Below are 24,118 nucleotides of genomic sequence, written 5' to 3'. Positions count from 1 at the left end.
ACTTCGATCAGAGCGATCGGACCTTTGCCCGCTGAAACACGCGTGAACCAGCGGCGCTCGGGTTATTTTGCCGCAACGATACAGTCGGGCCGTCCGCCGACACCAAGCGCCAATAGTTGCCGCAGTTCGTCCACCCCGCCGCCATAGGATACGAAATACGGATTGTCGAATGCGTTGGTTTCCGAACGCCACACGCCGTATTCCATTTCTTTTCCATCCCACGACAACGTGGAGCCCCCGGCGCTGCGAAGGACGGCATCACCTGCGGCCGTATCCCACTGCATCGTTCGTCCGAAGCGCGGATAGATGTGTGCATCGGCCGCCGCGACCAGGCAGAATTTGAGCGATGATCCGACCGAAATCGTGCGCTCGATCGGCAGTTTGCCAAGAAAATCCCGCGTCTCGGCGTTTGCGTGCGAGGCGCTCGCGACCGCCGTCAGCCGGCCCGAACTGCACGATGTTCTTATCCGCGCCCGCTCTGTGACGGATCGATCCTGCCCAAGCCGGCATCTGTAAGCCGACGAACCGTCGCCGCTGAACAGCTCGCCCCGCGCCGGAGCGAAGACGACGCCGAGCTTCGGCCGGCCATCCTCGACCAGACAAATGTTGACGGTGTAATCGGGCTTGCCGCTGATGAACTCTTTGGTGCCGTCGAGCGGATCGACGAGGAACACCGTGCTCTTCGGCGCAATGTCGATCACACCCGCAGATACTGACTCTTCGGCGATGACGGCGACGCTCGGCGCGAGCTTCTGCAGCTCTCGCAGGATAAGCTCTTCAGCGGCTTCGTCGGCGTCGGTAACGGGGCTGCCGTCGCTCTTCCGCGAAATATTGGGCCCTGCGCTACGGTATTGCGAGATCAGATTGCCAGCTTCGATCGCAATGTCTTCGAGCTTCTGCAGCATCAGCTTAGCCGAACAACCGGGCGAGACGCCGTTCGCACTGATACCGCGGTCGGGCGAATTCCGTACGCTTGAAGCGGCCGCGAGCCTCCTCGCCGAACGGCACATTTTCTTTCAGCACCCAGCGCCGCCAGAGATACCGATCAAGCTGCGTCCGCGATCGCAACTCGCCGCGATCCTCGTCTGACAGATCGCCGAGGCGAACCATCGTCCAGCCGGTCTTCGATAACCTGTCTTCCGTGGTGTTGCGCCGCTCGGCCGCCGGACCGATGCCGATCTCTTCCGAAATCTTTTCGACCAGCGCGTCCGTTTCCGCGATCGGCGCGATATGGTGCATCGACGCCATCGCCGCGTTGAGCCGTTCGGCCTTCTGCGCATCCGTCAACCGCACGAGGTCGACCCACGGCAGTTCGAGCCACCGCTCCAACAGAAAGTGAGAGATGAAGTTCTCGCGCGTCGCCCGCAGGAACAGGGAAAAGCCATAAGGCCTCTGCCCGAGTCCGATGTAACGCATCATGCGATAGTTGTAATAGGAGAGCATCAGGCTTTCCGGCTCGCGCAGGATGATCGAACGGACGATGCACCTGTCCTTGAACAGCCCCTCGATCGACTGCCCTATGAAGTGACCGGATAAAGCCTTGATCTCATCAAGCGACGCCTTGGGCGTCGCATCGTATTTTCGCCCGAACCATCCAAGTGGGAATTTGCGAGTCCGCTTCGGCGCAAACCACGTTCCGTTTCGGCCAAGCTCGCTTCTCAGGTGCCTCTCGACAGTCGTGCCGGCACACTTCGGCACGTGCACGTGAATGAGCAGCGGCTCCGACATCCCGGCAACGTCCCCCCGAATTTCTCGAACCCTCGAGAGGTCAATAGACGAGCATGCCTAGGCCAATTCAAGGCCTATATCGCCGAAAGACCTATGCTGATCAGCTAGACGAGGGAAAACTGCATCAATCGGTGGATTACTCAGCGCCGCATCCGCAAGATTTCGCCGCATTTTCCGCGGGGTAGGCATCCCACCCCATCCCGACGGGCAGTTACGTCGCACGCGCGTCTCGGAAGCCGAAATAAAGGTCGATCGCGAGCGCCAGGCTCATGGCGCCGGCCCCGATCATGAACAGGATGGCGTAATCGCCGCCGCTGTGCGCGAAAATGAATGAAAACCCGTACGCTGCAATGGCCTGACAAAGCGCAAAGGCGGCCGTCGCCGTGCTCCACGCCGCCTTTTGCTCAGATGGATGATGAGGGATGAGCTCGTGGATCCGGCCGAGCACGAGCGGCACCGTCCCCGTTATGAAAGCACCGATGATCATGCTCGACACAAACAGCAGGGGCTCGCTCGTCACTCCAAGCGCTGGAATTGAAATAGCAATGATTTCCAGGACGAATACCGTTCTCAGCGCCGCGCGAAAACCGATCCGGTCGGCGAGATGCCCTGACAGGATCGGACCGAACATCGCGCTGACGCCGAACGCCACCCAGAACCGGGAGCCGACATTGACGCCCTGCCCGAGCCCGCGGGCAACGAAGTCGACGAGAAAGATCATGTGCGGGACCCAGCCGCCGGCATTCAACGCATATTCGACATAGAGGGCCCTGAGCGCACCGAGTTTGGGCGGATGCGGTGGTCCGTCGTGTTTGATGGGCGCCGCCTCGCCTTCGGGCCAGCCCTTCCATGCGACGATCGTCAGCAGCAGCGACAGCACCCCGAGCCCGATCCAGGCTTGTTCGACACCTGCCCTGAGGAGCAAAGGAATGAGTGTGCCCGAAGCGGCAACGCCCGTGCCGACACCCATGAAGATCAGCCCGCCCGCCAACCCGCGCCGCGCCAGCGGCACGTGCGCAAGAACGGTCGGCGCGGCAAGCACCATCATGGCGCCGCCGGCCAGTCCCGCAACGAACCGCCAGATGAAAAACCAAAGAAAACCCGCCGGCTGGCTGCACCCGAAGAACGATATCGTGGCCAGCACCATCATCGTCCGCAGGACAACGGCGACCGACAGGCGCGCCGACAGCGGCCGCCCAAGAAGCGCGCCGGCAAGATATCCGGCGAGATTTGCGGCTCCGAGATAGGCGGCCTGCGCCGAAGAAAACCAATGCGCATCGATGATCGCAGGCAATAGCGGCGTGTAGGCAAATCTCGCCAGCCCGATGCCGATGAGACCTGTCGCGAACGCGCTAAGGATTGCCCGCCCGACATTGACGTCGGCAACTTGCAGAATATCCGCCCGCGCCATTCCTCATCCTTTTCCGGCTAATGGCGGCGCAACATATGTGCGCCGGCCGGCGCCGAGAATGGCTCCGAGGCGATGGCACCCTTGCAGCTGGGCGGCTTGACCTGTTCCGCCTGCGCCCTTCGCAGGCTCGCAGACACATTCCGATGCGATCTAACCCAAAACGGCGTTCATTAGCGGATCGACAATAAAGCCGAGGTGGAAGCGTTTGTCGGATTGTCGCCCGCCGACTATGATCGCTTCGAAATTACATGCTTTTCAAAAATCGATTTGGCGGGGGCAGCGGTGACTGCCGCAACGACGAGATGCACTTCGATCTGAAAACTTAAAGCCGGACTTCAGCACCCGACGCGAGGCCCGTTCCGTTGTGCCCGCAAGCGACGCTTTCGGCGCCGCCTCGTCGCATCAGGAACGGGCGTTGCTTCCGTGCTGGACAATGATTGCGGTACGACCATGCGGGACCTTGACGACCCATACCAGCTTGAACGCTTCGTCAGCGCTCAGACACACACCTTCGAGCGGGCCGTCGCGGAACTGACGGCCGGCAAGAAGCAGTCGCATTGGATGTGGTACACCTTCCCGCAGATGCGCGGTCTCGGAACCAGCGCCATGTCCGAGAAATACGGCATTGGCAGCTACGACGAAGCGCTCGCCTACGTCTGCCACCCGATCCTTGGTCCGCGGCTCGCCCATGTCACCGCGCTGATGCTGGAGCACCGCTATGAATCGCTGCTTCAGATTCTCGGCAGCCCCGACAATCTCAAGTTCCATTCCTCGATGACGCTGTTCGCCGCCGTCACCGGTCACGAAAGCATTTACGCCAGGGCACTTTTCACATTCTGCAATGGCGCCGATCCCAAAACGATGGCGCTCCTGGCCGAGAGCCGCAAACGCATTTGACCGTCCGCGCAAATCGCCACGTCAAATAGCCCGCTCCCGAAATGCGGCGGCTCTTAACCGTTCTTTACGTTCGATGCACGAGGATGAGCACATCTCGGCGGGCTCTTCGGTTGTAGAGCACGCCGGCGACGCGCTGGGTGAAGAACTCAACTCCGCAGCGTTCAACGATGGACACTTGATATGGCCTGCGATCCAACGACGCCGTCGCTCTCTGCCAAAGCCATTTTCGTCGCGGCCGCCTGTATGCTGGCGGCGCTTTTCTCGATCCCGGCACGGGCGGCCGATTTCGGTGGCGAGGAAGCGCCCTCGCCCGAAGCGTTCGTCGTACCGGTTCCCCCCGTTCTGTTCGCCCGGCCTTACAACGAGGTCTATGAACAGGGCGGCGTTTACTACGCCCCTCCCTACCCGCTCCCCTATTTCGGTCTTTTTCCTCAATGGGGACCGCAGGTGGCGTTCTATCCGCAGCCGTACTGGCAGCCGCCGCCACAACCGATGCGCCGCCCACCCCACCGCCGTTGGTAGACGAGCCCCAGCCGCTCAAGCCGCAAGGCCGGACCCTCGTTTTTTCGCGGGGCCGATAAGCTTTGTGTAAAAAACCAAAGATTTTCCAACATAACGCTTGGATGATCGCTATATTGCCTAGGTTGAATGGCCTAAGTGCCTGAGTCGTCATCGGGGGGTCGAGACGAATGGGGATCATCGAAGGTGAAAGACTGCGCGGCGATCGCAGCCTGAACTTGCTTTGGCAAGACACCGTCGTTTCCAAGGATGACCGCTCTCAGGCAAAGGGCCAGAAAGCCTGCTGCCTGTGGTTCACCGGTCTTTCCGGCGCTGGCAAGACAACGATCGCCAACCTTCTCGACCAGACGCTCCATACCGCCGGTCAGCATACCTTCGTTCTCGACGGCGACCGCTGCCGAACGGGCCTCTGCAGCGACCTCGATTTCTCCGACGCCGGTCGCATGGAAAACATCCGCCGCATCGCCGAGGTCGCCAAGCTCATGGTCGACGCCGGGCTGATCGTCATCGTCTCGTTGATTTCCCCGCTCCTCGCCCATCGCGAAGCGGCGCGCAAAATCTTCGATGACGGAGAGTTTATGGAAGTCTACGTCAATACGCCTCTCACCGTCTGCGAGGCGCGCGACGCCAAAGGCCTCTACAAAAAAGCGCGCCAGGGCCTGATCCGCGAGTTCACCGGCGTCACCGCGCCTTACGAAGCGCCGGTAGGCGCCGAAATCGAGTTGAACGGACGTGCCCATCCCGACGACCTGGTGAAATCGATCCGGCTGAAACTCGAAGAGTACGGCGCCTTAGAGCCGCCCTTCGGCTGAAATCGCAGCTGCCGGCCCTGCGCAGCGACGCCTAACCGTGCTTTGCCTTCCAGCTCTTCACCGCGGCAAGCGTGTTCTTGACGTGATCCGACGGGTCGAGCGCCGTGTATTCATAGGAAATCCGCCCGTCCGGCGTCACGACATATGACGTCCTGCTGGCGTAGGGCATGAAACCCATCATCACGGCGTCATATGCCGTCATGATCCGCTGATCCTTGTCTGCGGCAACCGGAAATTTGCTGCGGCACTCCGAAGTCGAAAATTTCCGAAGCGTTTCGATGTCATCGTTGCTCACGCCGATGACGGATGCTCCAAGCGCGTGAAAGGCACCCATCGCTTCGGCGAAGTCATGCGCCTCCTGCGTGCAGCCTGACGTGAACGCTTTGGGATAGAAATAGACCACGACCGGCCCTTTCTTCAGCGCCTCGGCAAGCGAGAACGTGAACTCCTTGCCGCCCAGCGACGCTTGCGCCTTGAATATTGGCGCCTTGTCTCCGGTTTTGAGTTGCGCCATCGCCGGTGTCGCAAGACCGGCAACCGCGATCAGCAGGATCGAAAGAAATCGGATCATCATAGCGGGCTCATAATTATTCGATGCTGGCGTAGCGGCGCCACCTTATCAGCGCGTCACGAACGTGTCTCGTCAGCCGCCGGAGCTAATTCTCTCGACCACGGCTTTCGTCAGCGCCACCACGTCGGGCAGCGCATTTCCGTATTTCTGTCGCGCGGTCCGCAGCGTCCCCATGCCGGGATGCGCCGCCGCATTCTGTAATGCGGCGGTATACGGGATGGGTCGCGAAATCGCGTTGAGATGCGCGAGGCCTTCCTTGATGTGATGCAGCATTTCACGCTGGACCGAATTCGTCGCCTGGTATTGCGTGATCAGCGGATGCACCTTGACCTGCGACGCCAGATCGAGGTCATCCGCCAGGATGAATTTCAAGAAGTCCGTCAGCGTCGAATAGGCATTCGTCTCCAGGCTTGTCGGCGCCAGGATATGGTGCGCGAGCCGTATGCCGGTGAGACCCAACACCCCCGGCCCCGCCGGACAATCGACTAGGACGATGTCGTAGTCGGCGGCGATCTTGTCGAGTTCGGCCCGCAGCAGTTTGGAAAGCTGCACATCGAGACGATCGCGCCGCCGCTTTCGGTGTGCGGAACGCTCGAAATCGGCCATATCGCCGAGCAGCTCGTGATTGGACGGCAGGATATCGACGAAGCCGTTCTGGCGATCCTGCAATTCGATCAGATCGCTTGCCGCGACACGATGCGAAGGCAAGCGGATGTCCCGTCCGCGGCTGAAAGCCTGCAGCATCGGCCCCAAGCCGATCCGCCGCTCGCGCAGTTCCTGCTCGGCATCGATGCCGAGCAACGCTTTCGTCACCCCGGCCTGAGGATCCGCATCGAGAACGAGCACGCGCGCCCCATATGACAGCGCCAGCCCTTCCGCGAGCATCATCGTCGTTAGCGATTTGCCGACGCCGCCTTTGGGATTCGCGATGGCAATCGTAATGCTCATCGCCGCCACTCCAACGCGTCGCGGTATGACATACGCACGAGCATACCGGCATGCCCCCAAATTTCTGCCGAGACACTACGTTCGCGGACGAGCAAATGCCAGCGTTACGATACCGCTTTCTGACGAGCCAAGGTAAACGAAGCCTATTTGCTGCCGACCGGACGGCGCGAGGGCCCGTCATCGAAGCGCCAAGGACTGTTTTTCTGCGCCCGTTCTTTCGCGGTCTGCGCGTCGACCTTCGGGCGTTTGTTGACCGGCTTTGGATTTTGCTGAGGATCGGCCTGCTGCGGTTGGCGGCGGTTCATCCATCCAAGTAGGCTCATGACGCTATCCCCTCACAATTGAATTTCTGAAAGACACGTGATGCGCCGTCAGACTTCGGCGATCATCCGGTCGGAATCAATTGCGATGATAGCAAATGCACGAGCGACGTGCGCACGCGCGGGAAAGCTCAATGAAGCGATCGCTTCAAGTGCATCGCCCCGCGATAAAGCAGCCAGCCGACAAAAAACGGCGACAGCAACGCCAGAAAGAAAAAATCGGATGAGAGCCCCAGAACGCGGCGTATGAGCACCACGCTCGGAGAGCGCGAAGGTTCGTCGAACTCGCCGGGAATATACTCAGGTGCAAGCATCCGCTGGGAGACCTCGACAGGCATGGCACGATAAGCGCCACGGCCATTCCAGCGCCGGCGCGCCAAGCGCACAATCTGGCGAGGACGCTGCGTTGTCCGCTCAGCCAAGGACCGTGATTGGCGCATAACTCAAAAACCTCACGCGTACTAAAAGCGCCCGGGGCGCGGAACGTTCCCGCGCCAAGCTATCGCAGGGACCAGAAAGCGGTAGTAATCGAAAGTCGATGAGGTTTTTTTGTGAACGCGATGTTTACGCAGCCGAATCTCACGCCGAAGGCTCTTGCCTGATCACCGAACGGCCGGCGTAAACGGCAACATCCCCAAGCTCTTCCTCGATCCGGATAAGCTGATTGTACTTCGCCAGCCGATCCGAACGTGAAAGCGAGCCTGTCTTGATCTGACCACAATTCGTCGCGACCGCGAGATCGGCAATCGTTGAATCTTCCGTTTCGCCGGAACGATGCGACATCACCGCCGTGTAGCCCGCACGCTGCGCCATGCTGACGGCGTCGAGCGTTTCCGACAACGAACCGATCTGATTGACTTTGACAAGGATCGAATTCGCCGTTCCCTTCGCGATGCCTTCCGCCAGCCGCTTCGTATTGGTCACGAACAGATCGTCGCCGACAAGTTGCACGCGCTTGCCGAGTAGATCTGTCAGCAGCTTCCATCCGGCCCAATCGTCTTCCGCCATGCCGTCTTCGATCGAAATGATCGGGAAGCGGTTGACCAAGCCTTCTAGGTATTTCGCGTTCGCCGCGCTATCGAGCGACTTGCCCTCGCCCGCAAGCTCGTACTTGCCGTTCTTGTAATATTCGGTCGACGCACAATCGAGCGCCAGCATCACGTCGTCGCCCGGCTTGTATCCCGCCTTCTCGATCGCCTTCGTGATGAAGCTTAGCGCTTCGTCGGCGCTCTTGAGGTTTGGTGCAAAGCCGCCTTCGTCCCCAACCGACGTGTTGTGGCCCGCATCATTCAGGCTCTTTTTCAGAGTTTGGAAAATCTCCGAACCCATCCGGATCGCATCAGAGCACGTCTCCGCTGCAACCGGCATGATCATGAATTCCTGGATGTCGATCGGATTGTCGGCATGCGCGCCGCCGTTGATGATGTTCATCATCGGAACCGGCAGGACGTGCGCGTTGACGCCACCGATATAACGATAGAGCGGCAGGTTGTTCGAAATGGACGCCGCCTTCGCAACCGCCAGCGAGACGCCGAGGATCGCGTTGGCGCCGAGCCGGCTCTTGTTGTCCGTGCCGTCGAGCTGGATCAATGCCGCGTCGATACCGCGCTGATCCTCCGCATCGAGCCCGGAAAGCGCGTCGAAGATCTCGCCGTTGACCGCATCGACCGCCTTCTGCACTCCCTTGCCCTGATAGCGCGACTTGTCGCCGTCGCGCAGCTCGATTGCCTCATGCGCTCCCGTCGAGGCGCCGGACGGCACAGCTGCGCGGCCTTCCGAGCCGTCCTCGAGCACCACATCGACTTCCACCGTCGGATTGCCCCGGCTGTCGAGAATTTCGCGGCCGATAATGTCAACGATGGCGGTCATGAGGGTTTCCGATATTTTCTGGTTGGCTTGTCGGGATGCGACGGCTGTGAGAGGTTCGCCGGGGTTTTAGCTGCTCTTGTCGGCAAGGCAAAGTCCCCACGGGCAGGAGAACCCTACCCGAAAGGCCATTTACCCCGCCAAGCAAGGTGTACCAATGATGGAAACGAAGTCGTGGACCGGAGGTTGCCATTGCGGCCGGGTCCGTTTCGAAGTCGAGATGGCGCTCGAAGGTCTCAAAATCTGCAATTGTTCGTACTGCCAGAAGCGCGGCACGATCATGGGCTTCATACCGGAAAGTGCGTTTCGTCTCGTGTCGGGCGGAGACGAACAGACCGAATATCAGTTCAACAAAAAGCACATCCATCACCTCTTCTGCCCGACCTGCGGCATCGCTTCCTATTCGTATGGAACGGCGCCGAATGGCGCGAAGATGTATGCGGTCAACGTCCGCTGCCTTGATGGCGTCGATGCCGCGTCCCTGAAACCCACGCTCGTCGACGGCAAGAGTCTCTGACGGTGTCTGAAACAGCTGCACTCGTCCTGTTTTCCGGCGGCCAGGATTCGACCGTCTGCCTCGCCTGGGCACTCGCGCATTATCGTCGCGTCGAAACCATCGGCTTCAAATACGGCCAGCGCCACGCCGTCGAGTTGGCGCAGCGCCAGATCGTGCGCGAAAAAATGACGGCGCTGGGCGATAACGGCAAAAGGCTCGGGCCCGATACGGTGCTCGATCTTCCCGCCCTACAGAGCATCAGTGACACCGCGTTGACACGCGAGACCGAGATCACGTTTGCCGCAACCGGCTTGCCGACCACGTTCGTGCCCGGACGCAATCTGCTGTTTCTGACCTACGCCGCCGCCCTCGCCTACCGTCGCGGAATAACGACGCTCGTCGGCGGAATGTGCGAGACTGACTTCTCCGGCTACCCCGACTGCCGCAACGAAACGATCCAGACCCTGGCGCAAGCGATCTCGCTCGGCCTCGCCGAACCTATCGTCATCGAGACGCCACTGATGTTCATCGATAAGGCCGGCACGTGGGAGATGGCCGATAAGCTTGGCGGCGACGAACTCGTCAAGATCATCATCGAAGATACGCACACATGCTACATGGGCGACCGCACCAATCGCCACGACTGGGGTTACGGCTGCGGCATTTGCCCGGCCTGCGAGTTGCGCGCAAAAGGTTGGCACGAATGGCGCGCGCGGACCTGATCGAGGCCGTCGATCTCGCGATCTCGGGCGATTGGGACGGCGCCCACGCCATCGCCCAAACCGACGAACGCGATCCTGTCCATCGCTGGCTTCACGCCATATTGCATAAGATCGAGGGCGACACGTTCAACAGCCGCTACTGGTATCGCGGCTCCGGCCATTCCTATGAAGATTTCCCCTCGCCCGATGCCGAGCTTCAAGCCATTCGTAACGCTCTTTCAGACGGCTGAAATCTTACGCGTTGCAACGGCGTGACATCAATCTGGGCTTCGTCATGCCGACGAAGGTCGGCACCCAGACAACCATCCACAAGAGAGATGCTTCGACGTGGCTGGATCCCGGCATTCGCCGGGATGACGGCATTTTGTAAGCCTGTGCCTTAAAAACTGAAAACCAGGCACGTCGTCGTCGCGTGAGCGATGAGCTTGCCGCGGCCGTCAGTCAAACGACCCTCCGCCGTCGCGCCACGCCGGCCGCGGCTCAGCATCGTGCCCTCCGCACGCACGAGGCCGGTATCCTTGGTCATCGGCCGAAGCAGCGAGACCTTGAATTCCATCGTCGTGAATCCGGTGCCCTTGGGCAGCGTCGAGAGCACTGCGCAGGCCATGCAGGAATCGAGCAGCGTCGCGGTATATCCCGCGTGGACGGTTCCTATCGCGTTGTAGTGATCGACACGCGGAATGGACGCGAACACCGTGCGACCCTCCTCGACTTCGACGACATCGAATCCCAGCGTTTTGGCGATTGGCATGCCCGGCAGTTCGCCGCGCATCATCGCCTGCAGATATTCCAGCCCGCTCATCGACGCCATCGTTGCTATATCGATGATGGCGTGCTTCTCCGGCATTTGGTCCGCTGCTTCCGCCAATGTTCTCGCTTCCCTTATGCGTCCAGCTTGAACGGATTGAAGTCCGTATCGCGATCGAAATAATCCTCGTGCTCGGCCCGTTTCAGCGCCCCGACCACTCGGACCGTGACGGGCAGGAACACGATCTCGACCAGCGTCTTCACCACGAACTGCGAAATCATCAGCGTCAGAACCAGCTCGTTCGGCATGATGCCGGAATTGAGAAACGCCAGCGGATAGAAGATCGAAGAATCGACCGCTTCGCCCGCGACCGTCGAAGCCACGAACCGCCAGCTCATATTGCGGCCCTCGCTCCGCACCTTCATCTTCGCCAGCACATACGAGTTGACGAACTCGCCGCAGAAATAGGCGATCATCGACGCCCCGGCGATCCGCCACGTATTGCCGAACGCGACCTCGTAGATGTGCTGGTTTGGCCAGCCCGGAGCCGGCGGCAGCGCGACCACGACGGCCGCCATGACCGCCGCGAACATCAAAGCCGCGAAACCTGTCCAGATCACCCGCCGCGCCTGCGCGTAACCGTACACTTCCGTCAGCACATCGCCGAAGATGTAGGAGATCGGGAAGAACAGCACACCCGCCCCGAACGTCACCGGCCCGATGACCGGCAGCGTCAACGTCGCAGCCTTGGCCGGGCCGATCAGGTTCGAACAGATCAGAACGACAACGAACGCGACCATCACCAGGTCGAAATAGCGGTAGTTGCGCTTCCCGGTCACCATTGCCCCCATGACACTAAGATAAGTCGCACTTGACTGGCGCCCCCGGCGCCGTAGGTATCGCGGCATGTATGCCGTCAAGGAAATCTTTTATACGCTCCAGGGCGAGGGCGCGAATGCCGGAACGCCTGCGGTGTTTTGCCGGTTCGCCGGCTGCAATCTCTGGAGTGGCCGCGAACAGGATCGCGCCAAGGCGACGTGCCAGTTCTGCGATACCGATTTCGTCGGCACCGACGGCCCCCGCGGCGGACGTTTCGATACCGCCGAAGCTTTGGCGCGCAGCTGCCGGGCCGCCGCCGAACCCGAGACCGACGCCCCGAAATTCGTCGTGCTGACAGGCGGCGAGCCCATGCTCCAGGTCGATCAGGAGTTGGTCGACGCGCTGCACGGCCAAGGCTTCCGCATCGCCATCGAAACCAACGGCACCCTCCCCGTCCTCGATACCATCGACTGGATCTGCGTTTCACCAAAAGCCGGAGCCGACCTGCAGCAGCGCCGCGGTCATGAGCTGAAGCTTGTCTTCCCTCAGTCGGGTGTCGATCCGGCAAGCTATCTGGATATGCCGTTCGAGCAGCGCTTCCTGCAGCCGATGGACGGCCCCGAGCAGCGCGCCAACACCGCCGCCGCGATCGCCTATTGCAAGGCCAATCCGGCGTGGCGCCTTTCCGTGCAAACTCACAAGATCCTCGGAATCCCTTAACGATCTTGCGTTCCGCGCCGGTTTGGCGCGGATTTCCGGTTCTACCGGGGGTAGCGCGAAAGGGGGAAATCCCCTATGTGAGCGCCATGCAGATCTATAAGGAATTCCGGTTCGAGGCGGCGCATTTTCTGCCGTCGGCACCGCTGGGCTCGCCGAATTCGCGCGTGCACGGCCACTCCTTCCGCGCGCGCATTGTCGTTGAAGGCGAGCCGAGCCCGACCACGGGCTACATCTTTCATTTCGACGAACTCGCCGCCGCGCTGAGCGACACCGAAGACGCGCTCGACCATCGCATGTTGAACGAGATTGATGGCCTGTCGGCTCCGACCCTCGAACGCATCGCGATGTGGATCTGGAACCGCCTCGCCAACCGCGTTCCGGGCCTCACCCAGGTCGAGGTTCATCGCGACAGCTGCAATGAAGGCTGCATCTATCGCGGCCCCGCGCCCGACGTGCGCCTCGCAGCGGAGTAGCGCGTCATGGCATCGAAGCCGGATGTCACGCAGCTCGGAAAACAGGTCGGCATTCCCGAAAGCCCGGAGAAAGCCGAACTCGACCGCGTTCCCAATCCACACGCCGATACCGATTACGTTGCGCGCTTCACGGCCCCCGAGTTCACGTCGCTCTGCCCGGTGACGGGGCAGCCCGACTTCGCGCACCTCGTCATCGACTACGTGCCGGGAAAGTGGCTGCTCGAAAGCAAATCGCTGAAACTCTATCTCGCTTCATTCCGCAACCATGGTGCATTCCACGAGGACTGCACCGTGGCGATCGGCAAGCGCATCGCCGCGCTGATCAAGCCGAAGTATCTGCGCATCGGCGGTTACTGGTATCCCCGCGGCGGTATCCCGATCGACGTCTTCTGGCAGACGGGAACGGCGCCGAAGGACATCTGGCTGCCCGACCAGGGCGTCGCGCCCTACAGGGGACGAGGCTGAAGCCCGTCCCCCTGAACGTCATCCGCTAACTAAACCTTCGGCCGGCCTTATCGGTAATAGCCGTAATAACGCGGCCGGTAATAGGTGCGATACCCGAACGGACGCGGACGCCAGTGATGGCGGCGATAATAGCCGCGGTGCCAATACGGACGATAACCGTAGTAGCCGTGGCGATAGTAATAGCCGCGTCGGTAATGGGTCTTTTCAACCAAACCATTGCCGCTTTGCGCCGCCGTTTGAACTGCAGCGATGTTGCCGCTCACCGTAGCTGCCTGTGCGTCGGAGGCGATGAAACCGATGCCAAGTGCAAGCGCAGCGGCCAGGAACAAGTTTCTCATTTTGGTCTCCCAAGTTAAGTCGCGTCATGAGCTCGCCGCTGCCTCGCGCCGCCCACCCAATGCGGATGAGAGACAGCAAGCGATGTGTCCGCACCCACCACGGATCATCAACTCGACATGGAATATCGGCGCCCCCCGTGCTCGCATTGCGACCGGGAAAAAACCAATTCGGGGCTTTTCGCTGAACCTCAGATGTACCGCGCGTTCACCAACTCAACACATCAGCGATCTTCCGGCAGCGGGATGAACTCCTGTTCATCGCCCGGAACGATATCGAAGCGGCGCTCGCGCCATTCGTTCTTCGCGGCCTCGATGCGCTCTTGCGAACTCGACACGAAGTTCCACCAGATGTGGCGGGGGCCATCCATCGGCTCACCACCTAGCAGCATCAGCCGGGCATTCGATTCCGCCAGGATCGAGATCCGGTCGCCCGGCTTGAATACGAGAAGCTGCCCAGCCTCGAACGACTGGCCCGCAATATCGATCCGGCCCGACGCGATATAAACGGCGCGCTCATCATAGTCAGGATCGAGCGGCAGCACGGCTCCGGGCGCCAGCACCGCCTCAGCATAAAAGCAATCGTGCGGAAACGCCGCCGGCGACGCTTCGCCGTAAAGACTGCCCATGATGATGCGCACGCGCTTGCCGTCGCCCTCAAGTCGCGGCAGCTGATCGATATTGAGATGCACGAAGCTCGGCACCGTCTCTTCATGCGATTTCGGCAGCGCCATCCACGACTGAATGCCGAACAGGCTTTGTCCCGCCGCTCGCGCTTCCGGCCCGGTCCGCTCCGAATGCACGATGCCGCGACCCGCCGTCATCAGGTTGACTTCGCCTGGACGAATGGCGAGTGCCGAACCGAGACTGTCGCGGTGCGTGATCTCGCCATCGAACAGATACGTGACGGTCGCAAGCCCGATGTGGGGATGCGGCCGAACGTCGATCCCCCTCCCCGCGATGAACTGCGCCGGCCCCATCTGATCGAAGAAAATAAACGGCCCGACCATCTGCCGCCGCGCCGACGGCAACGCACGACGCACCTCGAAGCCACCGAGGTCGCGCGCCCGCGGCACGATCACCTGTTCGACCGCGTCACACGATTGCCGATCGCCGGGAATGGGATCGTTGTCCGTCAGCCAGCTCATTTCGGCCTCCATTGCCAATCGTGTCTGCAGATACGCGAGCCGCGCGTCTCAAGGTCCAATGACAAAGCGCGGCATTTCTTCGGGCTTCGGCCGCCGGCATGTTTCGCGCGTGCCGAACCACCTGAGCCTGTTTCGTTGAACCCAATCATAGATCCGGTCGCCGAGGAAATCCGGCACCAGCCGGCCGACGAAACCCAGCGCCCGCCACGGCTGCGGCAACAGCCGCGCAGCAGCCAGAACGCCCGCCCAACGCGTGTAGGGTAAACCGTCTTTCAGCACCATGAAGGTGTCGAACGCATCTGCATCGAGACCATAATGCCGGTAAAGGGCGCGCGCCCACGGATCCTGAATGACGGCGAACCGGGTGGCACCGGCCGGATCGCGATCGAGCATCCATTGCACGCCGCCGGAGCAGAGCACACACTCACCGTCGAAAATCACGATCGGCCGCTCATCGGCGAAAGCCGGAACGGCAGTATCGTCTCGATAGCTGTACGCAGTGGTTGGCATGCTTCAATCCGAAATCACGGACCATCTTCGATTAAGTGGTCGCGTCGATAAAAGAAGGCAATTGCGTACAAAACATTTCATTCGCCACGCTTCCGGATTTTGCGTCGCGCGCTCTTCCGATCCTGAGACTGCTCAACTAACAAATCTCATCGCTCGATCCGCGCCAACTCGGAGGTCGCCAGATGCCCCAAGTCGTCAAATCCCCTGCCCTTCTCCTGATCACCGGGACGATATCGCTCGGGTTCACCTGCCCTGCCGCAGCCCAAACCATCGATTGCGGAAAAGCCATGACAACCGTCGAGCTGAATTTCTGCGCCGACAAGGAGTATCAGACCGCCGACAAGGCACTGAACGATACGTATCAGATGGCGATAAAATCCACGCGCGCCCGCAATATGGAAAAACCGTACGATGCCGGCAGCTTCGAAGAAGCATTGAGAGCTGCGCAGCGCGCGTGGGTCGCTTACCGCGAAGCTCAATGCAAGGGCGTTGTGCCTCAGGTTTCAGCCGGCGGCACCATTACAACCTCCGCGGTACTCGGATGCATGACAACCCTGACATTGCAACGCACCAAGGAACTCAAGGACGACTTTGCCGATCAATGAGCGGACAGGCCCCCGCCCGTTGCCATCGCCGAAAAGATCAATTCCCTCCACCTCGACGGTCGCATTGATAAACGTCATTGGTGTCCCGATCACTTTCCAGCATCTGTTGCCCTCGGTGGTGCGCCGTTCTAGGAAGCTGGCAGGGAATTTCAGCATTCGGGCAAATCCACGAGAATATCCGGGATTCTTTTACGGCGTTCCGTGACCAATGGTGGCCGCGTGAGCGCGTGATGTCAGGAGAGACAAACATGAAGCGTCCACTCATCCGTTCGCGCGCACTGACGGCAAGCGCGGCATTGCTCGCATCGGCCATCGCCGCCGTTCCATCGGTAGAAGCCGATACGCCGAAGATCGCCGTCGGTACGCTGACCTGCCACGGACACGGCGGCGTCGGACTGATCTTCGGCTCGAAAGAAAACATGCGCTGCGAGTTCCAGACAGCCGTCAGTGGCCGCACCTATCATTATCAGGCGACTATCACCCAGGTCGGCCTCGACATCGGCTTCACCGGCGCGAGCACCTTGGTTTGGACCGTCCTCGGCTCGACGACCGACATGCCGGGCAATGCCCTCGAAGGCTCCTACGGCGGAGTCACGGCTGGAGCATCGGTCGGCATCGGCGCAACAGCCAACGCCCTCGTCGGCGGTTCCAATCAATCCATCGTGCTGCAGCCCGTCAGCGTCCAGGGCCAGACCGGCCTCAATCTTTCTGCCGGTGTTGCCGGTCTGACGCTCACACGTTCGTAAGAAAGTCGGAGATTCGCGGCGAGTCTTTCCGCCGTAGGAGCTTGCGCGCCGAAAGTGCAATTCCTGACCGGAGCGCAATCGCTTCTGAAGCAGTCTCTCCTCTCGCTTGAACTTGCCGGTGAAATCGGCGTTGCGCATTGATCTGCGCAGCGCCGATTTTGTTTGTCCGCTGGCGGCGAAATCTTGCGCCCATGCATGTGCTCTTCGTCAACTCATCCACCGGCAAGGCAAGCACTGAGCATATCCGCAACATTTTTTAGACATGCGAATCAAGAGGTTTGGTCTACGTAGGCGCCCTAACCCCGCAAGGAGAACGCAATGACGGACCTTTCCAAAAACGTCGAAGAAATGATGACCCGCCTTGCGGAGAATGCGCGTACCGAGGCGGAGTTCGTCCGCACGCTGTCGGATGCCCTTCGTCGTGTCGACGAGCAGCTCTTGCGCGACGTTCGCAACGTCGCCGTTCAGCACGAGCTCCGTCGCGAAGCTATCCTCGGCGAACTTCAGGAATTGGCCGTACGGCTTTGCGCCCTTCCCGTTCGCGGCCCGTCACCCGATGTCGCGACCATCGATCATCATGGCCAACCCGCGCAGGTTGAATACGAGAACTCCAAACGGCATGAACTCCGGAGCCGATTGGCGCCAAGCCACGCAGAACATCAATGACGAGTTCGATTTCAGGTTCAACGCCCCGCGCCACTGATCGGAGCCCATCAGCCTACCGGCTGATGTATCCGGGCAGCCTTGCTGCCTCGCGTGACCGGGCAAGCCACATCGCCCGGTCGTGCGCATAATCAAAATCACGCCGCACCGTCGATCGCGAAATCCGCGTCCTGAAGAAGTCCGCCCAGCGGAACTCGGCATAGGGCTTTCCGATTTTCTCAAAGCCGCCGGCCTCGCGCACCGACCACGCGAGATCCCGGAACGGATCCGACCGAAGCTCGTCCAGACGCTCGGGAAGTTTGGTTGCTGGCACCGGCCGGCCATGGCTGTCGTAGGTGTGCAGCAAACCGAGCCGCGTCATTTTCTCCAGAAACCGCTTGCGCCCCAAGTGCGAGAAATCCCCGACCACGGTCACGAAAGCTTCCTCGACGTCGCTCTTGAGCAGCGCCAGGCTCAAATGATGATGATCGATGATGAAGAGATCGTCGTTCGGGCCGCGCACTGCCGGGATCGGCCTGTCCTCGAGATACCGCCGCAGCTTGCGATGGCTTCGCGCCCGCCGCTCGACTTTTTCCTGCTTGGCAGCGACCGCACGCATGCCGACGGTCACCTGTGTCGGCCGCAGCTCATCGAGCGGAACACTGACGAGCTTGCGATTTCGATTTTGAAGTGAAGCGAGTAACGCGGGGATGACTGGCGCTTCGGGCGCCTGATCACGCGAGACGACAACGAACGTCATGACTTCCCGGCATACGAATGAATGGTCCTTAATAATTCGACCGGGATGGTTAACTTTTCGTTGCCGCTCTCCGCGCGCTGGTGCTGCCGCCCACCAGTTGCGCGAGGTCGATGCTTCGAAACTCCAAGACTTATCGCGCCGCCGTCTCTGACAGTCCGCGACGCCGCGCCACTTCGCCGGCCGAGACTTCGCCTGCCGCAACGAGCGCATCGACGCAACGCTTCGACAGGCTGTTGCCGACCGCTCGCATGCATGAGCGGACCTGCGGGCCAAACGGGCTGTAAGCGCTGCAATGGGCGTAATAATCCGTGGCGCAGGCAAGCTGCACCTTGAGGCTGATGGCGAACGCGTTGCTTGCCATCGGCACGAACGCCGCCACCGTCACGATCGAGAAGATTGCGCTACGCGAAGCTGCGCGGATCCCGGTGTTCCTGAAGTCCATCTGCGATCTCCATCTCTTTTTTCGAAAGAGAGCGCCGTCGTGGGCTCTCGTTGCCAAGAGAGATAGCCGCAGACCACAACCTCCCGCTGTTCCCGAGGAAACCGATCTGCGGCGCCCTGTCCCGGCCGACGAGGCCGACGTTAACGAAAGGCGCGCGCGCCGATCCTCGGTGCTGGATAGCTCGCAGGAACTGCACCGTTCCGCCGCGCCAGTCGGCAGACTTGCTCATACACGACCGTTGCCGCAGCGAGCGCCGTGATGCCGCCCTGGTCGTAGGCCGGCGCGACTTCGACGACGTCGCATCCGACGATGTTGAGTTCATCGAGCTTCCGCAGCATTGCCAAGAGCTCGCGCGGCGTCAGACCCGCCATCACCGGCGTGCCGGTTCCCGGCGCGAACGCCGGATCGAGGCAATCAACATCGACAGTGAGATAGCACGGCATATCGCCGGCAAGTTCCTTGACCATGGCAGCGATCGCAGCCGCGCCCTTCTCGGCAACGACCATGTTGTCGAAAATGTTCATGCCCTTGGCATCATCGACCCACGTCCGGATGCCGATCTGGCTCGACCGGGCAGGATCGATCAACCCGTCATCAATCGCCTGCGCGAACATCGTCCCATGATTGAGTTCGACGCTGCCATCCCGGCCGACGCGCGGAGTCCACGTATCGGTGTGCGCATCGAAATGTATGAGCGCCATCTGGCCATGCGTCTTGGCGTGCGCCTTGAGCAATGGATAGCTGATGAAATGATCGCCTCCGAGCGAGCAAAGAAAAGCGCCTGTCGCAACCACATCCGAGGCTGCTTCCTCGATCATTGCGGGAATGGTCTGTGGAAAGCCGTAATCGAGCCACGCATCTCCCAGGTCGACCACGTCGACGAAATTCAGGGGGTCGAAACCGCCCGGATAGGCTTTGAGTTCGGCGAGTTGCGCGGACGCACATCTGACGGCGTCCGGCCCCAACCGTGCGCCCGGCCTATTTGAGGTCGCGATATCAAGCGGAACGCCGAGAACGGCAAAGTCGCCGGACTTCGCCTGCTTGACGCGCGGCGCCCTCAGAAACGTATGCGTTCCCGAATAGGTCTGCTCAGAAGAAAGACAATCAGGTGAGGGAGAAACGGGCCTTGATGAATGGGCCTTGGATGAAAGCGGGTATGCGCCACCCGACACGATGCCGGAATGCATGACGACCTCGATTGTTTGCGATGTCGTCCGGCCGACACCTCCACAATCTACCGGACTTCGTCCGGTGCCTCCGTTTCGCGGCAACATCGAGAATGCCCGACCCAATTATACAGTCAAGCCTCGAAACGCATGGCAGGTCTTCCTGGCCAAGAAAGCTCTGATTACCGCAAGTCGGCCTCCCGCAACGGCGTCCCGGGCACGCCCATTGGGAACCGGCATGACGGCTAGTGCAGCACTCCGAAAAGATGCAGTCCGATGATGACTACAAGCGGAACGCCTGCCAGCCAGAGGATGATATCGCGGGTCATTTCTTCTCCTCCACGTCGGTTGAATTCAAAAATCGTTTTGATCCGTGGTCGGGCGTCTGACGCGTTTCAAATGCCGCTTAACGGCCTTCGCAGCGGCGTCAGGAACCGCGACCGAAGCAGAAACGCGCCGATGTCTTTTGCGGTTCCGTTTTTCTTTGATCCGGCGTAGTCGAGAATTGCCTCAGGGAACCGTTACCCTCGACGCGCATTAGCCAACACGCTGCAACAGGCCCCTCGATGATCCCTCAGTCGCTTCTGCCCATCGTCCTTCTGACGATGTCGAACATCTTCATGACTTTCGCCTGGTACGGTCATCTCAAGTTTACCGACAAGCCGCTGTGGCTCGTCGTGATCGTGAGCTGGGGCATCGCATTCTTCGAATACTGCTTGGCCGTTCCCGCCAACCGCTACGGCATCGCCGTCTACTCGCCTGCGGAACTCAAGACCATGCAGGAAGTCATTACGCTGACGGTGTTCGCGGTCTTCTCCGCCACCTATCTCGGCGAGGCGCTGACGATCAATCACGCCGTCGGCTTTGCGCTCATCGCGCTGGGCGCCTTCTTCGTCTTCAAGGCGCCGCTCTGAATTAGCTCACTTGCCGAGCGGTACGCTCAGCTGGAATTTGCTGCTCAGACTCTGAACTCTGTTCGGTAGCGCCGAAGTTGTCGACGTCGGCCGAAACACTGAGCGAGTAAGCGTCGGGCTTGGTGTAGGTCACGCCCGCACCTGCCGACTGCGTCGCGTCTAAGCTTGTATCGACGCTATCCTTGCGCGACGCCGAAACGTCGAACTCGCGCTGATACGTGACAAACGGCGACAATGTCGTGCCGTCGTCCATCTTGAACGACTTGTTGATCTTCGGCGCCAGAATGAAGGCGCCTTTTTCCGCCGCGCCTGAACTTTCAGCGAACGCCTCGTTTCCCGCTTGCCACTCGGTCCGTGCATCGAGGCTCAGCAACGGCGTCGCCTGCAGCGTGACATAAGCCGAAGCTTTCTGATCTTCCTCGACGGCGGTAACTGTCGCCGACCGTGAATCGCCGCGCTCGATCGAAACACCGAGCGTCGTCATCTTGTTGAACTTGTAATCGGCGCCAACTCCCGTTCGCGTCGACTGATCGCGCGAGCCGTCATAACCGTTGACGTCGATGCTGGTCCACACATCGAGCGGCGTCTTCGGCGCAACCGGCGCCTGCGGCATCGTAAAGTCGGTCTTCGGCGCCGGTCCGAACGCCGGCTGCTCGACGACGGGCGAAGCGCTGCGGGCATTGTAGTCGCGCAGCGTCCCGAGACTGGTCTTGACGGAAACGCCGGTATCGCTGGTCGAGAACGCCGCCGGGACATCCTGCGGATTGGTCGCAATCCACGGTATCGCGTCCGATGCGGTCGCCGCCTTCTTCGGCTTTGAGGCCGAACTCTCCAGAATGATCGAATTCAAGTCGGCCGGATCGAGGTCCGGTTCGAGCATTTCGCACGGCTGAAAATCGGGGACCGGCGACGTCGATTGCACGTCGACGCAGTCCTCGGCCCGAACGGCGGAGGGTATGGACCACAGCGCAGCGGTGCTGAGAAGCGCAAGTCGCAGCCCTCGGGAAAACGCCGCAACATATTGAGATTTCGAGATCATCATTGCGAGGTAACCACGAACTTTGATCATCATGTGGCGATAGCGTGAATCGGGCGGCCGCGAAAAGCTCCTATGCTTTTTATCGATAAGCTGTTCAGCCTAAACGCTGTTTACCCGTCTGTCTCATAAGCCTAGTATGGCTGGAGCTGCCGTTGGAACGGCGCGCGGAGAAGATCACATCGCGCGCACCGGAATGGCTGACGATCACCTCTCATACTGCAACCGATTTTCGAAACAGAAAGGGCAGACCATGACCTGGAGCGACGCACTGAAGGGAGTTGTCGGCAACATCGTCGGCCAGGCCGAACAAGGCGCTTTGCCCGATCTCATCAAGGGCGTGCTCGGCACCGAGGGATTGCAGACCATTCTTGCAAAGCTTCAAGGCGCGGGTTTCGGCGATCAGGTGCAATCGTGGTTCGATAAAAACAAGAACAACCTTCCGATCACACCCGACCAGATCAAGACGGCCTTGGGCGACGAGCATGTCCAGCAGATCGCGCGTTCGCTCGGCATTCCCGTCGATGACATTCTCGCGGCTTTGGCCAAGGTGCTCCCCGAACTCGCGAACACGGCAGGTCCGGCGGCAAATCCGTCGACGCCCGCCAACACGGCCACCACACCCGATCCCAAAGCGAGCTAAAACACGGCGCTCAATTCTCTGACGGCGCGGCGCGTTCGATAATGCTTCGCGTCGCCGTGCCGGGCGGCAGCAGCCCGAACGCACCGCCGATGTCGTCGCCGAGCCGTGCCGCGCAGAACGCATCTGAAACATCGTTCGGCGCGTTGCGGATCAAAAGCGCCGCCTGCAATGCCAGCACGAGATTGCGAACGAAAATCCGCGCTTGCGCCTCGTCGGGCCGCGCCGCGCCATCTTGAAGTTTCGCGACGAACGCGCCGAGCCGCCGGTTCTCTTTCGCCGCCTCGCGCCATTCCGCCGCCAGCATGTCCATCGCCGACGGCGACCGAGCCAGCGCCCGCAGCACGTCGAGGCACATGATGTTGCCCGAACCTTCCCAGATCGAATTGACCGGAACCTCGCGATAGATGCGCGCGAGATTGAACTCCTCGACATAGCCGTTGCCGCCCAGCACCTCCATCGCTTCGGCCGCGAAAGCAGGCGCCCGCTTGCAGATCCAGAATTTCGCCGCCGGCGTCACGATCCGCCGGAACGCCAGCGCAACTTCGTCGTCTTCGTCATAAGCGCGAGCGAGCCGCATCGTAAGCACGGTCGCCGCCTCGCTTTCGATTGCGAGATCGGCAAGCACGTTCGCCATCAGCGCTTGATCGACCAGGAACCGCTGAAACGCCCGGCGATGTTGGGCATGATGGATCGCCTGCGCCAGCCCTTGCCGCATCAGACCCGACGACCCGATCGCGCAGTCGAGCCGTGTATAGTTGCCCATCTCGATGATCGTCGGAATGCCGCGCCCTTCTTCGCCCAGAAGCTCGCCGTGCGTCCCCTCGAACTCGACTTCACTCGACGCATTCGAGCGATTGCCGAGCTTGTCCTTCAAACGCCGGATATGAATGGCGTTGCGCTCGCCCTCCGGCGTCCAGCGCGGAACGAGAAAGCACGTCGGCCCCGCCGACGTTTGCGCCAGGACAAGAAACGCGTCGCACATCGGCGCCGACATGAACCACTTGTGGCCGTTGAGCTTATAGAAGTGCCGCCCGCCCGCATTTCGATAAGGCTCGGCGCGCGTGACGTTGGCACGTAAGTCCGACCCGCCTTGATTTTCCGTCATGGCCATGCCGATCAGCGCCGCCGATTTCTGCTCGGCGGGGCGGAAACTCGGATCGTAGTTCCGCGAGTAAATCCGCGGCAGCCATTCGGCGGCAATCGCGGGTGCGTGCTTCAGCGTGGCGACCGACGCATATGTCATCGAAACCGGGCAATAGACGCCGCTCTCGATCTGCGCCAGCATGTAGCCACCGGCGGCGCGTGCGACGTGCGCGCCTTGCTTCGGCTCGGCCCACGGCGCCGAGTGCAACCCCGATTGCAGAGCCAGTCCCAAAAGTTTGTGCCAGCTCGGGTGAAACTCGACCTCGTCGATCCGCCGTCCGTAGCGATCGAAGGCTTTGAGCACCGGCGTGTGGCGATTGGCGTCCGCTCCCGCCGCGATCATCTCCGCCGACCCGAGCTGCCTCCCGAGACGCTTGAGCTCAGGCGCCGCCCATCCCGCACCTTCGCGTCCGACCGCCTCTCTCAGGATCGCGTCACTCTCGAACAGATCGTAATTCTCAAGCGGCGGCGGCTGGTTGGTAACGTCGATCATTCCGCGCGAGCCTAAACCTC

General features: G+C 60.9%; 33 protein-coding genes. 15 read left to right on the top strand and 18 right to left on the bottom strand.

Annotation, left to right across the window (positions count from 1 at the left end):
* Positions 1-62 precede the first annotated feature (62 nt).
* The 3 genes from cysQ to QM780_RS05080 form a co-directional block, all read right to left on the bottom strand.
* The gene (cysQ, locus tag QM780_RS05090; protein ID WP_415069404.1) at positions 63-905 is read right to left on the bottom strand and encodes a 3'(2'),5'-bisphosphate nucleotidase CysQ; all 843 of its coding nucleotides are present in this window, start codon (positions 903-905) and stop codon (positions 63-65) included.
* A gap of 4 nt (positions 906-909) precedes the next feature.
* Complete coding sequence (locus QM780_RS05085) at positions 910-1,728, bottom strand: hypothetical protein (protein WP_415069403.1); 819 nt, start codon at positions 1,726-1,728, stop codon at positions 910-912.
* 211 nt (positions 1,729-1,939) lie between these two features.
* Complete coding sequence (locus QM780_RS05080) at positions 1,940-3,139, bottom strand: YbfB/YjiJ family MFS transporter (RefSeq protein WP_415069402.1); 1,200 nt, start codon at positions 3,137-3,139, stop codon at positions 1,940-1,942.
* A gap of 423 nt (positions 3,140-3,562) precedes the next feature.
* On the opposite strand from QM780_RS05080, the gene QM780_RS05075 reads away from it, so the two are divergent.
* The 3 genes from QM780_RS05075 (at position 3,563) to cysC (ending at position 5,367) form a co-directional block, all read left to right on the top strand.
* Entirely contained in the window at positions 3,563-4,036 is a 474-nt protein-coding gene (locus QM780_RS05075; RefSeq protein ID WP_415069401.1) for a DUF1810 domain-containing protein, read from the top strand.
* Positions 4,037-4,216: 180 nt separating this feature from the next.
* Positions 4,217-4,558, top strand: coding sequence for a hypothetical protein (locus QM780_RS05070; RefSeq protein WP_415069400.1), 342 nt, complete (start codon positions 4,217-4,219; stop codon positions 4,556-4,558).
* Between the two features lie 167 nt (positions 4,559-4,725).
* Positions 4,726-5,367: an adenylyl-sulfate kinase gene (gene cysC / locus QM780_RS05065; RefSeq protein WP_415069399.1), complete on the top strand. Its 642-nt coding sequence runs from the start codon at positions 4,726-4,728 to the stop codon at positions 5,365-5,367.
* A 31-nt stretch (positions 5,368-5,398) separates the two neighbouring features.
* Here the strand turns inward: cysC and QM780_RS05060 are convergent, their stop codons facing one another.
* The 5 genes from QM780_RS05060 to eno form a co-directional block, all read right to left on the bottom strand.
* The gene (locus QM780_RS05060; protein ID WP_415069398.1) at positions 5,399-5,941 is read right to left on the bottom strand and encodes a peroxiredoxin; all 543 of its coding nucleotides are present in this window, start codon (positions 5,939-5,941) and stop codon (positions 5,399-5,401) included.
* Between the two features lie 69 nt (positions 5,942-6,010).
* A complete protein-coding gene (locus QM780_RS05055; protein ID WP_415069397.1) occupies positions 6,011-6,886 on the bottom strand; it encodes a ParA family protein in 876 nt (291 codons plus the stop codon).
* Between the two features lie 143 nt (positions 6,887-7,029).
* Positions 7,030-7,209, bottom strand: a complete 180-nt coding sequence (locus tag QM780_RS05050; protein WP_415069396.1) for a hypothetical protein — start codon at positions 7,207-7,209, stop codon at positions 7,030-7,032.
* 128 nt (positions 7,210-7,337) lie between these two features.
* Positions 7,338-7,520 (bottom strand): hypothetical protein, encoded by a 183-nt coding sequence (locus QM780_RS05045; protein WP_415069395.1) that lies wholly within the window; start codon positions 7,518-7,520, stop codon positions 7,338-7,340.
* Between the two features lie 265 nt (positions 7,521-7,785).
* Positions 7,786-9,075: a phosphopyruvate hydratase gene (gene eno, locus QM780_RS05040; RefSeq protein WP_415069394.1), complete on the bottom strand. Its 1,290-nt coding sequence runs from the start codon at positions 9,073-9,075 to the stop codon at positions 7,786-7,788.
* Positions 9,076-9,229: 154 nt separating this feature from the next.
* Between eno and QM780_RS05035 the strand changes: the two genes are divergently transcribed.
* From QM780_RS05035 to QM780_RS05020, 4 genes are read left to right on the top strand one after another with little or no spacing between them, the layout of a single operon-like run.
* Complete coding sequence (locus tag QM780_RS05035) at positions 9,230-9,589, top strand: GFA family protein (RefSeq protein WP_415069393.1); 360 nt, start codon at positions 9,230-9,232, stop codon at positions 9,587-9,589.
* Between the two features lie 2 nt (positions 9,590-9,591).
* Entirely contained in the window at positions 9,592-10,290 is a 699-nt protein-coding gene (gene queC, locus QM780_RS05030) for a 7-cyano-7-deazaguanine synthase QueC (RefSeq protein ID WP_415069392.1), read from the top strand.
* A complete protein-coding gene (locus tag QM780_RS05025; RefSeq protein ID WP_415069391.1) occupies positions 10,272-10,520 on the top strand; it encodes a hypothetical protein in 249 nt (82 codons plus the stop codon). The genes queC and QM780_RS05025 overlap by 19 nt, the downstream gene beginning before the upstream one ends.
* Before the next feature lie 11 nt (positions 10,521-10,531).
* Positions 10,532-10,660 carry a hypothetical protein gene (locus QM780_RS05020; protein WP_415069390.1) on the top strand — a complete coding sequence of 43 codons (129 nt, stop codon included), beginning with the start codon at positions 10,532-10,534 and terminating at the stop codon, positions 10,658-10,660.
* A 9-nt stretch (positions 10,661-10,669) separates the two neighbouring features.
* On the opposite strand, the gene QM780_RS05015 is transcribed toward QM780_RS05020, so the two are convergent.
* Together QM780_RS05015 and QM780_RS05010 are read right to left on the bottom strand one after the other, a co-directional pair.
* Positions 10,670-11,137, bottom strand: coding sequence for a PaaI family thioesterase (locus QM780_RS05015; RefSeq protein WP_415071971.1), 468 nt, complete (start codon positions 11,135-11,137; stop codon positions 10,670-10,672).
* A 35-nt stretch (positions 11,138-11,172) separates the two neighbouring features.
* Positions 11,173-11,880, bottom strand: a complete 708-nt coding sequence (locus tag QM780_RS05010) for a queuosine precursor transporter (RefSeq protein WP_415069389.1) — start codon at positions 11,878-11,880, stop codon at positions 11,173-11,175.
* 64 nt (positions 11,881-11,944) lie between these two features.
* Between QM780_RS05010 and queE the strand changes: the two genes are divergently transcribed.
* The 3 genes from queE to queF all read left to right on the top strand — a co-directional run bounded on the left by queE (position 11,945) and on the right by queF (position 13,515).
* Positions 11,945-12,577, top strand: coding sequence for a 7-carboxy-7-deazaguanine synthase (gene queE, locus QM780_RS05005; RefSeq protein ID WP_415069388.1), 633 nt, complete (start codon positions 11,945-11,947; stop codon positions 12,575-12,577).
* A gap of 86 nt (positions 12,578-12,663) precedes the next feature.
* On the top strand, positions 12,664-13,050 hold the full coding sequence (locus QM780_RS05000) for a 6-pyruvoyl trahydropterin synthase family protein (protein WP_415071970.1): 387 nt from the start codon (positions 12,664-12,666) through the stop codon (positions 13,048-13,050).
* A gap of 6 nt (positions 13,051-13,056) precedes the next feature.
* Complete coding sequence (gene queF, locus QM780_RS04995) at positions 13,057-13,515, top strand: preQ(1) synthase (RefSeq protein WP_415069387.1); 459 nt, start codon at positions 13,057-13,059, stop codon at positions 13,513-13,515.
* Positions 13,516-13,562: 47 nt separating this feature from the next.
* On the opposite strand, the gene QM780_RS04990 is transcribed toward queF, so the two are convergent.
* The 3 genes from QM780_RS04990 to QM780_RS04980 form a co-directional block, all read right to left on the bottom strand.
* Positions 13,563-13,853, bottom strand: coding sequence for a hypothetical protein (locus QM780_RS04990; protein WP_415069386.1), 291 nt, complete (start codon positions 13,851-13,853; stop codon positions 13,563-13,565).
* Positions 13,854-14,074: 221 nt separating this feature from the next.
* Positions 14,075-14,998, bottom strand: a complete 924-nt coding sequence (locus QM780_RS04985; RefSeq protein WP_415069385.1) for a pirin family protein — start codon at positions 14,996-14,998, stop codon at positions 14,075-14,077.
* Between the two features lie 48 nt (positions 14,999-15,046).
* Positions 15,047-15,508 carry a thiol-disulfide oxidoreductase DCC family protein gene (locus tag QM780_RS04980; protein WP_415069384.1) on the bottom strand — a complete coding sequence of 154 codons (462 nt, stop codon included), beginning with the start codon at positions 15,506-15,508 and terminating at the stop codon, positions 15,047-15,049.
* Between the two features lie 182 nt (positions 15,509-15,690).
* Here QM780_RS04980 and QM780_RS04975 point away from each other — a divergent pair, with 182 nt between their 5' ends.
* The 3 genes from QM780_RS04975 to QM780_RS04965 all read left to right on the top strand — a co-directional run bounded on the left by QM780_RS04975 (position 15,691) and on the right by QM780_RS04965 (position 17,525).
* Positions 15,691-16,113, top strand: coding sequence for a lysozyme inhibitor LprI family protein (locus tag QM780_RS04975; protein ID WP_415069383.1), 423 nt, complete (start codon positions 15,691-15,693; stop codon positions 16,111-16,113).
* 248 nt (positions 16,114-16,361) lie between these two features.
* Positions 16,362-16,859 (top strand): DUF992 domain-containing protein, encoded by a 498-nt coding sequence (locus QM780_RS04970; RefSeq protein WP_415069382.1) that lies wholly within the window; start codon positions 16,362-16,364, stop codon positions 16,857-16,859.
* 318 nt (positions 16,860-17,177) lie between these two features.
* Positions 17,178-17,525 carry a hypothetical protein gene (locus tag QM780_RS04965; protein WP_415069381.1) on the top strand — a complete coding sequence of 116 codons (348 nt, stop codon included), beginning with the start codon at positions 17,178-17,180 and terminating at the stop codon, positions 17,523-17,525.
* A 52-nt stretch (positions 17,526-17,577) separates the two neighbouring features.
* Here the strand turns inward: QM780_RS04965 and QM780_RS04960 are convergent, their stop codons facing one another.
* From QM780_RS04960 to speB, 3 genes are all read right to left on the bottom strand, one after another.
* Positions 17,578-18,261, bottom strand: a complete 684-nt coding sequence (locus QM780_RS04960) for a ParB-like protein (RefSeq protein ID WP_415069380.1) — start codon at positions 18,259-18,261, stop codon at positions 17,578-17,580.
* Positions 18,262-18,391: 130 nt separating this feature from the next.
* Positions 18,392-18,703: a hypothetical protein gene (locus QM780_RS04955; RefSeq protein WP_415069379.1), complete on the bottom strand. Its 312-nt coding sequence runs from the start codon at positions 18,701-18,703 to the stop codon at positions 18,392-18,394.
* Between the two features lie 140 nt (positions 18,704-18,843).
* On the bottom strand, positions 18,844-19,890 hold the full coding sequence (gene speB, locus QM780_RS04950; RefSeq protein ID WP_415069378.1) for an agmatinase: 1,047 nt from the start codon (positions 19,888-19,890) through the stop codon (positions 18,844-18,846).
* 545 nt (positions 19,891-20,435) lie between these two features.
* On the opposite strand from speB, the gene QM780_RS04945 reads away from it, so the two are divergent.
* Complete coding sequence (locus QM780_RS04945; protein WP_415069377.1) at positions 20,436-20,783, top strand: DMT family protein; 348 nt, start codon at positions 20,436-20,438, stop codon at positions 20,781-20,783.
* A gap of 1 nt (position 20,784) precedes the next feature.
* On the opposite strand, the gene QM780_RS04940 is transcribed toward QM780_RS04945, so the two are convergent.
* Positions 20,785-21,855, bottom strand: coding sequence for a hypothetical protein (locus QM780_RS04940; protein WP_415069376.1), 1,071 nt, complete (start codon positions 21,853-21,855; stop codon positions 20,785-20,787).
* Positions 21,856-21,958: 103 nt separating this feature from the next.
* Here QM780_RS04940 and QM780_RS04935 point away from each other — a divergent pair, with 103 nt between their 5' ends.
* A complete protein-coding gene (locus QM780_RS04935; protein ID WP_415069375.1) occupies positions 21,959-22,462 on the top strand; it encodes a YidB family protein in 504 nt (167 codons plus the stop codon).
* 10 nt (positions 22,463-22,472) lie between these two features.
* Here the strand turns inward: QM780_RS04935 and QM780_RS04930 are convergent, their stop codons facing one another.
* A complete protein-coding gene (locus QM780_RS04930) occupies positions 22,473-24,098 on the bottom strand; it encodes an isovaleryl-CoA dehydrogenase (RefSeq protein ID WP_415069374.1) in 1,626 nt (541 codons plus the stop codon).
* Positions 24,099-24,118 lie beyond the last annotated feature (20 nt).

The organism is Hyphomicrobium sp. (genome assembly GCF_047600905.1).
GTDB lineage: Bacteria > Pseudomonadota > Alphaproteobacteria > Rhizobiales > Hyphomicrobiaceae > Hyphomicrobium_B.
This window is presented reverse-complemented; position numbering and strand designations above follow the sequence as displayed.